The 12,932-nt window shown below is 55.9% G+C and carries 12 protein-coding genes; 6 read left to right on the plus strand and 6 right to left on the minus strand.

Features of this window, described 5'->3' with window-relative positions; translation table 11 throughout:
* The first annotated feature begins 60 nt into the window (after window positions 1-60).
* A complete protein-coding gene (locus OLTU_RS06920) occupies window positions 61-1,416 on the plus strand; it encodes a hypothetical protein (protein ID WP_141732023.1) in 1,356 nt (451 codons plus the stop codon).
* An 11-nt stretch (window positions 1,417-1,427) separates the two neighbouring features.
* Complete coding sequence (locus OLTU_RS06925) at window positions 1,428-2,330, plus strand: hypothetical protein (RefSeq protein WP_141732024.1); 903 nt, start codon at window positions 1,428-1,430, stop codon at window positions 2,328-2,330.
* Between the two features lie 58 nt (window positions 2,331-2,388).
* Here the strand turns inward: OLTU_RS06925 and cmk are convergent, their stop codons facing one another.
* Window positions 2,389-3,099: a (d)CMP kinase gene (gene cmk, locus OLTU_RS06930; RefSeq protein WP_141732025.1), complete on the minus strand. Its 711-nt coding sequence runs from the start codon at window positions 3,097-3,099 to the stop codon at window positions 2,389-2,391.
* A 24-nt stretch (window positions 3,100-3,123) separates the two neighbouring features.
* Window positions 3,124-4,461, minus strand: coding sequence for a 3-phosphoshikimate 1-carboxyvinyltransferase (aroA, locus tag OLTU_RS06935; RefSeq protein ID WP_141732026.1), 1,338 nt, complete (start codon window positions 4,459-4,461; stop codon window positions 3,124-3,126).
* Window positions 4,462-4,696: 235 nt separating this feature from the next.
* On the opposite strand from aroA, the gene OLTU_RS06940 reads away from it, so the two are divergent.
* Window positions 4,697-5,005 carry an HU family DNA-binding protein gene (locus OLTU_RS06940; RefSeq protein ID WP_141732027.1) on the plus strand — a complete coding sequence of 103 codons (309 nt, stop codon included), beginning with the start codon at window positions 4,697-4,699 and terminating at the stop codon, window positions 5,003-5,005.
* Window positions 5,006-5,174: 169 nt separating this feature from the next.
* A complete protein-coding gene (locus OLTU_RS06945) occupies window positions 5,175-5,474 on the plus strand; it encodes an FmdB family zinc ribbon protein (protein ID WP_141732028.1) in 300 nt (99 codons plus the stop codon).
* Window position 5,475: 1 nt separating this feature from the next.
* On the opposite strand, the gene OLTU_RS06950 is transcribed toward OLTU_RS06945, so the two are convergent.
* Together OLTU_RS06950 and OLTU_RS06955 are read right to left on the minus strand one after the other, a co-directional pair.
* Window positions 5,476-7,002: an HD domain-containing protein gene (locus OLTU_RS06950; protein WP_141732029.1), complete on the minus strand. Its 1,527-nt coding sequence runs from the start codon at window positions 7,000-7,002 to the stop codon at window positions 5,476-5,478.
* On the minus strand, window positions 6,971-8,074 hold the full coding sequence (locus OLTU_RS06955; RefSeq protein ID WP_141732030.1) for a quinone-dependent dihydroorotate dehydrogenase: 1,104 nt from the start codon (window positions 8,072-8,074) through the stop codon (window positions 6,971-6,973). The genes OLTU_RS06950 and OLTU_RS06955 overlap by 32 nt, the downstream gene beginning before the upstream one ends.
* A gap of 216 nt (window positions 8,075-8,290) precedes the next feature.
* Here OLTU_RS06955 and OLTU_RS06960 point away from each other — a divergent pair, with 216 nt between their 5' ends.
* Together OLTU_RS06960 and OLTU_RS31810 are read left to right on the plus strand one after the other, a co-directional pair.
* The gene (locus OLTU_RS06960) at window positions 8,291-10,468 is read left to right on the plus strand and encodes a hypothetical protein (protein WP_141732031.1); all 2,178 of its coding nucleotides are present in this window, start codon (window positions 8,291-8,293) and stop codon (window positions 10,466-10,468) included.
* Between the two features lie 431 nt (window positions 10,469-10,899).
* A complete protein-coding gene (locus tag OLTU_RS31810) occupies window positions 10,900-11,094 on the plus strand; it encodes a hypothetical protein (RefSeq protein ID WP_218109890.1) in 195 nt (64 codons plus the stop codon).
* A 144-nt stretch (window positions 11,095-11,238) separates the two neighbouring features.
* Here the strand turns inward: OLTU_RS31810 and OLTU_RS06970 are convergent, their stop codons facing one another.
* The gene (locus tag OLTU_RS06970) at window positions 11,239-11,601 is read right to left on the minus strand and encodes a response regulator (RefSeq protein WP_141732032.1); all 363 of its coding nucleotides are present in this window, start codon (window positions 11,599-11,601) and stop codon (window positions 11,239-11,241) included.
* Between the two features lie 147 nt (window positions 11,602-11,748).
* Entirely contained in the window at window positions 11,749-12,930 is a 1,182-nt protein-coding gene (locus OLTU_RS06975; RefSeq protein WP_141732033.1) for an acetyl-CoA C-acyltransferase, read from the minus strand.
* Window positions 12,931-12,932: the final 2 nt, after the last annotated feature.

A 12,932-nucleotide genomic window follows, 5' to 3' on the forward strand; every position in this document is an offset into this window, starting at 1 on the left:
TATGTTAAAATACGTCCTGATTCCATGGCCCAGATCATGGAGCGGAGTGGAGGGTCAAAGATGGCACGATCGGATTGGGTCGCTCGCATGCAGTTGGGGCTGGCTCTGTTGCTGCTGGGTTGGATGGCGCCTTTGGAGGCAGGCATTCACCGCGCTCCGATTGTCATTCCGGCCCATAAAATGCGGGCCATTGCGCAATACCCGGTCAAGAATTATCGGCTTTTTCGCAGCGGTCCGGCCGGCGAGGCCATTCCGATTCCCTTTCAGATTGATGAAATCAACGGCATTGGTGATTATGTTCTGAACGAGGGGCCGCAGCCCAATCTGCAGACGGGTGACAGTGTCTTCAATCATCTGGATGAGCTGAGTTTCATGGGGGATGACGTCGGCCCCGTGAGTCCACCCAAAACCTGGCCCGGGACGCAGAAGCCGCATGCCGTCTTTGAAATCCGCATTACGCCTCCCGCGGGCGTGCCGAATACCAGCGAAGGTGCGGTGTACGTCGCGGTCTTTCTGCAGAATATCCCAAGCCAGGTCAATGACAAGTATGTCGTCTTCAATCTGAAATCCGGGGAAATTCTGACTTCGCGTTACCGCTATCGCTTTGATCAGAAAAATTATCTGGTGGTCAATGGGGTGGAGATGGTCAAACCCGGATTTCCCTCGGGGCCGGAGAATGTACCGCTCATCGATTCCTCGACCTTTTATGCCCGGGCGGACCTCAAGTATTTCCTGACCCTGCAGGTGAATCATCGGTCGGTCAACAGTCGGCTGGAGGCCTTCAAGAGCGGGCCTGTGCGGACCATCGTGCGGGTGACCTTCATCTATCAATTCCTGAAGCTCAACTTTGAAGTGGGCATGTACACCGAAGTCAGTTTTTTCAGCAACTCCGTTATCCTGCCGGCCATTATCTATAACCCGCTGGATGGGGTCAAAAGCCTTAACAAAGGGAGCGGGTTTTACTATGGCTTTGCCCTGCGGGAGAGCCCGAACCGCTATGAATTCAGCACCAATATGAAACCCTATGAGGAAGCCGGGCAGGGCAGCAGTCTGCTCAGCTTTCTGAAAAAGGAAGTCAAACCCGAAAAGGAATATTGGGCCAGCCTGATTGGTGAGGACCGCATGATGTATGTCCTGATGCGACCCTCCGCGCAGATGCTGCAGGACGGCAATGTCCCTTATTATTATGTGAAGGACGTGGGTGGCGATGATCTGAAGAAGCGCAATAACAACGAAACCAAACCGATCGTCGACAGCCCGGTGAATCTGGGCCTCTATTTCGACCTCACCCGTTTCCGTGAGGGCGAGCATTTCATGTCGTTCCAGCTTTTCTTCGAGAACAAGAAGGACTATAAAAACATTGAGCTGTTCAAATCACTGGACCGCTGGGCCATCAAAGCCGCTCGTCTTTTCTAGAGGAACCTGGAATGGAGCATGATATTCCCGCTTCGCAAAAGGACCGCCAGCTGCCGATGATCATCAACCTGCGGGGGGATGAGGACCTGGTGGATGAGTTCAATTGGGATGCCGATCAGGTGATGGAATTCCTCGGCATCAAAAGGTCCCGCCTGACGCAAATTTCCGGCAAGGAACTGCGCGTGGCGCGCATTCGCCGGGATCGCTACCTCAGGCCGGTGTATCGGGAATCCGATGTGCGGGATTATCAGGAATGGACGCGGGCCACGGCCACGCATCAGAGTTCCTCGCGCGCCATTGAACAGGCCATCGATAGTTTGGATGACCGTTTCAGCGATATCCTGGTCGTCCTGCAGGAAAAACTTCTGCAGTATGAGGACCGTTCCACCAGCCTTCTCAAAAAGCAGCTGCATAAACTCGATGCGGCGGGCTTTGACCGCTTTCAGACGCTGCGGGATGAGGCGGAAATCCAACGCGGCCTCGGCGAACGCCAGGAAAAACAGCAGGCGCGCGCGCTCGATCAGATCCAGCACCAGAATGAAATGCTGTCCGCCTGGCATAAGGAGCTGCAGGATTTACGGGCTTTTCTCGGCAGCTTTCATCAGGACATCCGGGCTCTGCTCGTGGCGCAGCAGGCGCTACGCCGTGATATGGAAGTTGCCCAAGCGGCCTTGCACACAGCCATCGAACAGCAAACAGCAAGCCTGACCGCATCCTGGCAGGCGGTGCAGGACACGCTGGCGGCGGTTCAGGCCGGGCAGAATCAGATTCTGAAGCAGACCGAAAAAGAGGAGGCGCCTCCGCCGCAACCAGCTCCCGCACCCATGAGACGCAGCACCCGCAGGCCCCCGCACATCCGTGCGAAACGGATGCCAGTCGTGCGTTCTGAAAATGCTGAGGGGCTTGCACCTTGAGGCGGGTTTTGATCGGTTGAAGCAGGCCGTCGATCGGCTTTCCGACCGTGCCGGCGTCTCACACCTTGATATGGGTTTTGATCAGCTGAATCATGGCGTCGATCGAGCCTTTGATATCCAGATCGCTCGTATCAAAAACAATCGCATCCGGCGCCTGAATCAAAGGCGCTGTCCCGCGTTTGGCGTCCTGCTGATCGCGCTGCAGAATGCTGGTCTTGATGGCTTCCAGCTCGGCGGGATCAGGCTGTTGCCCTTCCTGAAGCTGGCCCATGCGCCGCAAGGCCCGCACTTCCAGCGAGGCGGTCATGAATATTTTCAGATCCGCATCAGGAAAAACCACCGTTCCAATATCCCGTCCATCGACGATCGCGCCGACGGGGGATTGCAGGGTCAGCTTGCGTTGCAGAGGCAGGAGCAGCTCCCGCACCAAAGGATTTTTAGCGATCGAACTGGCGTCCTTGCCCGCCTGGTCCGTATAGAGCTGCGGGCTCAGGTTCTGACCGTGAAAGCCCACGGCCTGCGTCTTGGGATCCCACTGCAGGGCTTCACAGAATTCATTGATAATTCCGCTCAGCGCTTCATTATCATCGAGACGTTGATTTCTTTGCCGCGCAATCAGGGCGATCGAGCGATAGAGAAAACCGGTGTTGACGTAGGTCCAGCCCAATTGTCGGCACACTTCTGAACAGACACTGCTCTTGCCGGAACCCGCGGGACCATCGACAGCCACGATTTTGCAAGTTCGGGATGAAGGGGCAGAGGGAATCATGCAATCTCCCGAAAAAAGCGCGGTTCAAACGATACTGTCCAACATCTCATAAAAGTCAGGAAAGCTAACACCTACACATTCCGAATCCAAAATACAACAGGGCTTTTTGCTGCGTCGAGCCATGATTGCCGCAGCCATGGCCAGTCTGTGATCGCCGACGGCATCATAGGTGAAAGCCTGAACCTCCTTCAGGCGGCCAGCGATTCTGAGCGAGTCACCCTGAACTGAAACCTCGGCCCCGGCAAGGCGCAGAAGTTCCGCCGTCTTGCTCAGGCGGTCGCTTTCCTTGACGCGCAATTCCTCCAGGCCATGAAAGGTCGAGGGGCCTTCCGCAAAAGCGGCTGCCACCGCCAGCACAGGAATTTCATCGACCAGCGTCGGCACCTCGGCGGCTTCAATATCGGTGGGTCGCAGGGCCGCGCCGCCCTCCAGTGTGATTTGCATGACGGGTTCAACAAAGCGCTGATCGGGATCGGGGGTCAGCACCAGGGCCGAACTCATTCTTTGCAGCACTCTCAAAAAGCCGGTGCGCGTGGGATTGTCGAGGACTTCCGGCAAACGCACCGTTCCTCCTTTGCGCAGAAGGCCGAGGACGCAAAAAAATGCGGCCGAGGACGGATCCACCGGGATCATGTAACGTCCGGGGGGAGGCGCAAAGGGACCGCGCACCCGCACCTGTTCCATGCCGTCATGAATTTCCGACACCAGGTTCGCGCCCATGCGCTGCAGCATGCGTTCGGTATGATCGCGTGATCCTGCCGGCAGGCGCACGGATGTTTCGCCTTCACAGAAAAGACCAGCCAGAAGCAGGGCGGATTTTACCTGCGCACTGGCCTTGTCCACCTCATGCGCCAGGGGCTGCAGCGTTTGTCCCTGAATGGTGAGCGGCAAAAAATTGCCCTGTTCCGGACCTTCAATCCGGGCTCCCATGCGGCGCAGGGGATCCACCACACGGCGCATGGGGCGACTGGAAAGACTGGCGTCACCCGTGAGACGAACCTTGAGTCCCGGCTGCGCGGCAAGGATTCCTGAAATCAGTCGGGCCGTGGTTCCGCTATTGCCACAGTCAAGGTCGACCGCCGGGGTTTTGAACGCGGAAAAACCTTCCGATCGGACCCGAATGCTGCGCGCATCGAGGGCTTCGATCTGAATTCCGAGGGCCCGAAAGCAACTCATCGTTGACAGACAATCGGCGCCGAGCAATGGTTCACGGATGATGGTTTCGCCGCGAGCCAAAGCAGCGAACATGACTGCGCGATGGGTCAACGATTTATCCCGACCACAAAGCACGGTGGCATCATTGGGAAGGGCTGAAGGCGAAGCCTGGATGGAGCGCTTGGGGGTGACGTTGGACTTCGTCATGATATGTTCTGATCCTCCGGGATTCAGGGTCCTGGTCTGCGGGTCAGTATGGCGAGAGAACTTCGGCTTGTCCACCTCCCAAAGACAGGACTGTGACGAGGATGTTGCACGGAAACATGCCTCAAAAGGCCACGAAGTCTGGCTAAGTTTCAGTATCCACTGCTAATAGTTGCGTCTCCTCACCAGGTCTTGATAGAATAGGTCTTGGGCTTGAGTTTCTAACAAGGGGAAATCAATGGTAAAGTCTGAACTGATCGAGAGTCTGGCCGAACGTGCTGACATAACACTGGCCAAGGCTGAAGAAGTGGTCGATCTGTTTTTCAACAGCATAACCGAAACCCTCGCGCAGGGTGATCGCGTCGAAATCCGCGGATTTGGTGCGTTTACCGTTCGCGACTACAAATCCTACAAAGGCCGCAATCCCAAGACCGGGGAACAGATCACGGTTCCACCGAAGCGCCTGCCTTTCTGGAAAACGGGCCAGGAGCTGAAACAGCGTGTGGACTCCGCCTTCATGGATAAGATCAAACGAGGCGAAGCCTGAAGCCTATACCTTTTCCTTTGTTGGAGCCTGCCTAAACGACCACTCAAAAAATCCAACCCGCGCAGGAGCTTCCGGGTCCGCGCGGGTTTTTGATGTTTCCCCCTCTTGACAACCAGCTCAACCGGCATGATTTATGTGCGGTAGAGTCACGTTACGAGGAGATTTAGGGATGCCGCTTTATGAGTTTCGTTGTGGGGAATGCGCCAAGATATCGGAATTTCAGCTAAAAATGTCCGATCCGTCACCCACCACCTGTCCGGTGTGCGGCCAAGGGACTCTTACCAAAATTATGAGTCTGCCGGCTTTCCAATTGAAGGGGAGTGGCTGGTACAAGGACGCTTACGACGGCAAGTCGAACAAAAAACCGGAAAGCACAAGCTCTTCGGTCAGCGAATCGACGGCCAAAAGTCCAGAAGCCGCTCCCGCAGCTGCTTCGCCGGCCCCAGCCCCGACCAAAACCGAGAGCTGATTCAAAGCTTCAGCTCGTCGGTGATCAACGCCTTGATATCGGGAATGCCATGCCCCGCGGAAGGCACTGCATAGATGCGGTGGATGGCAACCGAATCGTTGCTGGCGATCAGTGACGAATGATCCTCGATCGGCGCGATGCGCGGGAGCTGCCGTTCATCCTTGCGAATCAAACGCAGGTAGTTGCGGCTCCGCTCCTCGGCGCCCCGGGGTTGAAAGCGGGTCAGGGAGTTGCCCGACGACACCAGCTGATGCCGGATGCCATGCCGGGTCAGAATCTTTTGCACCGCCTCGACGCTTTGCATGGAAAGGGTTTGAGCCGGCCCGGAAATTTCATAAACCCGTTTCCAGAGGCGCCGGTTGTAGAGAAGATCCGCCACCAGCACCACCACACCATCACGTTCCGCCGGGGAGCGCAGCAGGCGGGCCGCTTCATACAGCGCCTGGCCGATGTTGTATTCATCAATCGCCGCATAGTTTTCGACCCGCGCCGGCAGACGCCAGCCCTGCAGGATATCGGTCAGATGCCGCATCATGGCTTCCGCCGCGACGGATGATTTGTGGAAATAAAGCTGCAGATACATGGAATAGCGGGCCCTGAGATAATCCTCAAACGCCGCGAGCCCGGACAGCATGATGGCCACATGCAGCTGCTGATCGTTATCATCATAATAAACGCAGAGGGAATCCAGGATCCGATCCACATCAAAAACGCCATAAACGACGCCGCACTCCCGGCTATCCCGGAGAAGATAATCCATCCGATCGATGTCGAGTTCCCCGGAAATCAGCTCGCGAACCAGGGGATAGGCGCCGACTTTCAGGAGGGGCGAATTCTCGGATGGGGCAATCGCGGGATTGATGATGGCGATCACATCCCGCACATCAAACTTCGGCAGATGGCCCACCGAGCTTCGATAGATATCGCGGAACATCCGTTCAATGAGAAGAATCGAATAAATCTCGTGTCGCACGCGGGCCTTGGCAGGATCCTGGCCCTTGGCCTGCATGGCGTTGATGCGATCCTTGAGGTAGTTTTGCAGGTAATCCGGCAGGTCCGGATTGGATTGCAGGACCTCCGTCCAGGTCGGCATGAAATGTTCCCCGCTATGCGAGAACGGAGGATGACCGACATCATGCAAAAGGGCGGCGAGACGGAAGCACTGCAGAACGTAATCCGAGGAAAAAACCGCATCCATTAGCCCAAAGGTCGGCGCGAGGCGGCCGTGGCTGCCTTCCCCACGCGGTTCCGAGCCGGCGAAATCCTGATAGCGGGCCAGGGAATTCCTGAGACGGGCCTGGTTGGTTTTCAGTTTTTCCCAGGCGAGCGAACCCAGGTGCAAAACACCCAGGGAATGTTCAAAGCGCGAATGCGTGGCACCCGGAAAAACATAATGCAGGAAAGCCAGCTGCCGCACACGGCGGAGCCTTTGAAAGAAGGGATGAGCGATGACGGCATCTTCGAGTTCCGTAATATCAATGCTGCCATGAAGATTGTCACGGATTCGACGAACGAGATTGAGACTCATGATAGTAGCTGCCCTTCACATCCGACAGAAATTTGACGCCTCGCAGATCCATTTCATTGCGCAGTTCCTGGAGCATGAAATAAACAGCCAGGGGACCACGATACACAAGACTTGTATAAATCTGCACCGCGGATGCTCCACGGGCGATGCGTTGATACACATCCTGACCAGAAAGAATACCGCCAGAAGCAATCAAGGGCAAGGATCCCCGGGTCACTTCATAGGCCCATTCCAGACAGGCATTGGCCTGCAGCGCCATCGGATGCCCACTCATCCCGCCTTTTTCCGGCTGCTCCACCCGATGGGTATTGGTCAGTACGAGACCTTGAAAACCGGCTTCCGCGAGGGCCTGCACCAGAGATTGGAAGGTCTTTCGCGGCATGTCGGGATCCAGCTTCACCCAGATTTTTCCCAGATCTTTTTTATGGCGGAAGGCCAGTTCCTTGAGGAAATGTTCATTCGCCAGACCGCGCAGACCTTCGGTGTTGGGTGAGGACACGTTGATCACAAAATAGCGGGCATAAGGCGCGAAGACTTCAAGTCCGTGCGAGTAATCCTCGATGGCAGCCTCTTCGCTCGTATCTTTATTTTTGCCTAAATTGATCCCGAGGGGAACGGGGTCGTGATTCCAGGCGAGTTTCTCGAGGCGGCTCCGCACACGCTCGGCGCCATGGCTGTTAAAACCCATGCGATTGATCAGTCCGTTCTGATCTTCGAGACGGAAAAGCCGGGGCTTGGGATTGCCGGATTGGGGTCTTGGTGTGATCGTGCCGAGTTCCAAAAAGGAAAGTCCCATGCGGGAAAAACCCCTGGGAGCGCGGGCATTTTTATCGAAACCAGCAGCCAGACCAATTGGATGCGCCAAATCTCCGATACCTGGCACGGGCGCATCGAGCCCATCGAGTAATGGTGACAAACTTGGCAGCGGCAAAATATCGATGAGATCGCGTTCGAGCATCCACATGCCAATATCATGAGCGAGTTCAGCCGGCAAAAGGCGCAGAAGGGCCGTGCCCCAACGGGCGAAGAGGGTTGTGGGGCTACTGTTGCGAAGGACGCGACTTGATTCCATGACATACCCATGCAGAGAAAGTGGACGACGGTTATCAATAACTCCTCAACCATAAAGTTGTCCATGACACTCTCAGTGTTCGGGATGGTCCCCTACGCAAACCGCTGACTTCGATGTTATACTGAAAGAAATAAACCACTCGTTTCGTCGAAAGACAGCCCGCCTCGCGCAATGCAGGCCAACGGGGCTCAGGTCCTTGGGACAAGGAATCCGCACATGTTTATCGAAGGTATGAAAATCATCCTGCAGGATGGCGACACGCCGCGTCTCTGGCGCTTTCGGAATGATCAGGGCGCTCATCGGAATATTTGTGTTCTTCAGGCGTCCGATGATGAGCAGCAACTCTTCATGGCCGCGCTGCGCTGGGGTTTCGGGGGACCGCGCGATCCGCGCATCAAAGCCGCCATGATTCATCTCACGGACAACGATGGTGCAGCATGGATCCTGGATCGCAGCGTCGATCAGCTGCGAGCCTATAAAAACCGTCAGGCCTTTGACGGTCGCTCGGAAAATTGCCTGAAGGAAATACTCAAGGATTATTTGCCAGCCGGTTATCAGGAAGCGGTGACGCTCACCGATGTGTTGCGGGAATACGATCTGGGTTTCGATGGCAGTACTTTGCAGGCCAAACCACGATCCCTTGGGCGCGTGCGGAAATCTTCCGTCGAACGTCAGGTTCGCGAACGGGCCGATGAGTTGCGCCTCAGTCTTCAAACTCTCCTGAATTTGGATCAGCTGCCGAGCCGGACCCAGATCGAGCAGCTTTTACAAAATGGCGAATCCATCATGCGCCGGAACCTGGCCTTGCGACAGCAGGCCCGGGATGTCGGTGGAGCCGCGGCTCATTTCAATCAGCTGGACACCAGTCTCAGCAGCCGATTGGAACAGGAACTCAAGCAGCTGGAGCAGATCCAGGACACCGCCGCCCCCTTGCTTGATCCGGCCCGAAGTCCCAAGGTTATGAAGGAGCGCCTCGCCGAAGTGAATCAGGAACTGCTCCATCTGAGCGCGCAGCTGGAACTCAAGACTCTGCCGGCCCCCGATGCGGACATCGACTGGAGTCTGATCCTCCAGACTCTGACCCGTTACGTGGCTTATGAAAAGCTGGAAAAGGCGACCCGCAAAAGCGTTCAGGACGCCCGCGCACTTGTGAAACCCGCCTATGATGAATACCGGGGAGCCGTGAGCCGCTTCCTGCAGATCGACCGCGACCTGATCCGGGAACTGGAACAATGTCTGGCTGAGATCGCCGATGGCGTGCGGCGGGCCGAAGGTGATGAGACCGGAAAAAAGGATGGGCTCGCGGTCAAACTGAATAAACTTTTGGGTTGGCAGGCGAAGGAGGGCGAATTGCCCGGACAGCCGGTCCAGAGTGCGGCTCAGCAACTCGACCAGGCCCGCGCGGCCGTGAACCTTTGCCTCAATCAGATAGGCAAGCTCTATGCCGACCTTGAGCGTCATGCCGAGCTGCATGATGAAAAACTGCAGGACCTCGATGAGCGCTATGAAAAAGTGGTGACCGAGTACGGCAAGGCTCGTGAGCAATGGCTGCTTGTCAGTCGCAAGGCTCAACTGCCGGCGGAAACAAGTCTGCGTTCGCTCATTAATTTTATAAATAATTACAACAAGATAACTCTCCTCTCCCAGAGGAAGGCTCGACTCGAGGAAGAGCTCGCGACCTGGCGCACGCAGGTGAAAAACCTCGGCCGCCTTCTGGAAGAGTGGCGAACCCATACGGGCAGTCAGAAGTCGCTCGCGCTCGATAACATCCACCTGATCCTGGCCGAGGCGCGCGGCGTGCTCCAGTATGTCGCCAAGAAAAAGAACCAGCTGGAAAAGATCCGGGCCATCGAAAGCAAGCAGGAGGCCTTCCGCCAGCTCCGCGAGCGGATCGACCAGGATTTTACTCACCTGCTCACGCGCTGGAAGAAACTCGCCGCTCAGATCGGGTTCGGTGAGCTCGCGATGCCGACCGAGCAATGGGGACAAATTTATGCCTCCGGTATTGAATGGCTCACCCTGGATCGCCTTCTGATCGAAGATAGCAAAGCCCTGAAAAATGAGCAGATTTTCGCTGCTGAAACCTTGGATCATCCGCTCGTTTCCTATCACTGGAGCGCCGGAGCGCAGGGGAACAAGGGACGGATCGCCCTGCTTCAGCAGCTCGACCATGCCGACGATGGTGGGTTCGTCCTCCTCCTGACCGAGGATGCGGTCCTGGTCGAGATGATCCAAAAGCTTGGCGTGAACCTCGGAACACGAACTGCAGCAAAGGCTTCACAAACCCAACCTGCACCGCAGCCGGCGGCGAAGTCGGTGATGTCGGAGAAGGCCAAGGCGGCTCTTGAAGTCTTCGCCAGCAGACAAGCTGGTGGTCATCGCGATCGAAGCTGACGACGAGCGTTGAGAAATTCGTCGGAAATCGGTTGGAAATGAGGGCGGAAATGAGCCTGAAAACACCGTCGGTGTGAGGCTCCAAGGTCGGGAAAATGCAGAGAAAAAAAATGCTAAAGGTTTTTTGAGAGAGGATTTCTCGAAGAAAATGAAGCGGCAACTCTTTAGTTCTGAGCATGTGGTCCGATAGGTAAACATCAAGTTTGAGAGAAGGTGAGCATGAGATCCTTCTCACACACAAAAGATGTGTGTTAAGATGAAAACAAGGTTCAGTTCTTTCGTAAGGTGGTAACCGGGGTCCTCGAGATCCCGTCAGTCCCGGGTGGGGCTCATATCACATCCAAAGTTAGGAGGAATTGAGAGTTATGGCGAAGAAGACTACGAAGAAAGCTGGCAAGAAGAAGGCAGTGAAGAAGGCGACCAAGAAAGCTGTGAAGAAAAAAGCAGCCAAGAAAGCCACCAAGAAAGCTGCCGCTAAGAAAAAGCCAGCCAAGAAAAAGGCTAAAAAAGCCGCCAAGAAAAAGGCTACCAAGAAAGCCGCCGGCAAGAAAAAGGCCAAGAGAAAGGCCAAGCGCAAATCCCGCAAGTCGACTGTGAGCGTCGACGGTTTGCCTTCGCCCATGTAATCCGGTACTGCTCAGAAAATATTAAACACCATCCAGACTTGGATGGTGTTTTCTTTTTTTGGGGTTCTGCTTTGGGGGCTGAATCTGCCAGCGATGCACGATCCTGGGTGCAGAACCCAGGCAATTGTTACCCATTTGTAAACGTCAGGGCAGGTCGAGGGCCTTGGTCACGCGATCGATCAGATCCTGGAGCTTGATAGGCTTGGCAAAAACATCTTCCGCACCCGCCGCCAGCGCTTCCTCGCGCGTTTTATCGCTATAACCGGTAATCAAAAACACTTTAGGTCTTTTAGGGTTATGCTTTTTGATATCCTCGAGCAGCTTCATGCCGCCGCCCTTGGGCATGCGGATGTCGCTGACGACAAGGTCAGGATCCTTGGCCTTGACGATCTCAAAAGCCTGGGCTGCATCGTGAGCCACGAACGTTTCAAAGCCCTGGCTGTCGAAGGTGAAGGACATCATTTCACAAATGTCGATTTCATCATCCACGATCAGGATCTTCGCCATAGAGCACCTTCTCCAACATTACCGGCTGTCTGGTTTGAAGCCTATCATCTCATCATTGCTCGGCAAAAGAAAGCGGGAACACAAGGGAAAACACGAAGGGGACGCAATGGCGCGTCCCCTGGATGTGGGAAATGATTCCGGGGAAGATTAGAGCTTTTCGAAGATGCCCGCAGCACCCATGCCGGTTCCGATACACATTGAAACCATACCGTACTTCTGTTTGTCACGCTCCATGCCGTGCAGAAGAGTGGCCGTGAGCTTGGCTCCGGTCGCGCCCAGCGGATGGCCCAGGGCAATGGCGCCGCCGGTGGGATTGACGATCGTCGGGTCGATTTCGAGATGCCGCATGACAGCCAGAGCCTGGGCGGCAAAGGCCTCGTTGAGTTCGATGCGCTGGATATCCTTGAGCGTCAGGCCACCGAGTTTGAGGGCGCGGGGAATCGCCTCAATCGGACCAATACCCATCACACGGGGTGGAACACCGGCGACGCTAAAGCTGACAAAGCGGGCCATCGGCTTCAATTTGTATTTTTTGACAAACTCCTCGGACACAACCATGCACATGGCGGCCCCATCGGACATCTGCGAGGAGTTGCCGGCCGTCACCACACCAGCCGTGCGGAAAGCGGGTTTCAATGAAGCCAGCGCTTCATAACTGGTGTCGGCGCGCGGGCCTTCATCGGTATCGACCGTCAGCTCCTGAAGCGCCACGACCCCGCCTGGACCAGGGGTGCGTATCGTGGTTTTCACGGGTGCAATCTCAGCTTTGAAATGACCCTTTTGGATGGCAGCCACCGCCTTTTGATGCGACTCATACGAGAAGCGATCCTGATCTTCGCGGCTGACTTTGTAATCTTTCGATACGTTTTCAGCCGTCAGACCCATGCCGAGGTAATAATCACCGCGACCTTCCTTCATGATGGTCCGACTGCCGACCGCCTTATGCCCCATCATGGGCACGAGTGACATCGACTCGGTGCCACCGGCCAGGATACAGTGAGCGGCGCCGGCCTGGATTTGGAAAGCCGCCATGGCAATGGTCTGCAGACCGGATGAACAGAAACGGTTGACCGTCACACCGGGAACATTTTCGGGCAGGTTGGCCAGAAGAACGGCAAAACGGGCCACGTTCATGCCTTGCTCGGCTTCCGGCATCGCGCAACCGACGATGCAGTCATCGATCTCTTTCGGATCGACACCAGGATTGGCAGCCATGACCGCGCGAATCAGATCCGCGCACAGGTCATCGGGCCGTTTGCTGCGCAGGTTGCCACGGAAGGCCTTGCCCACCGCCGAACGCAAGGGACTGACGATATAAGCAGTTTTCATGG

Origin of the sequence: Oligoflexus tunisiensis (genome assembly GCF_001748245.1) — a bacterium.
GTDB classification, from domain to species: domain Bacteria; phylum Bdellovibrionota_B; class Oligoflexia; order Oligoflexales; family Oligoflexaceae; genus Oligoflexus; species Oligoflexus tunisiensis.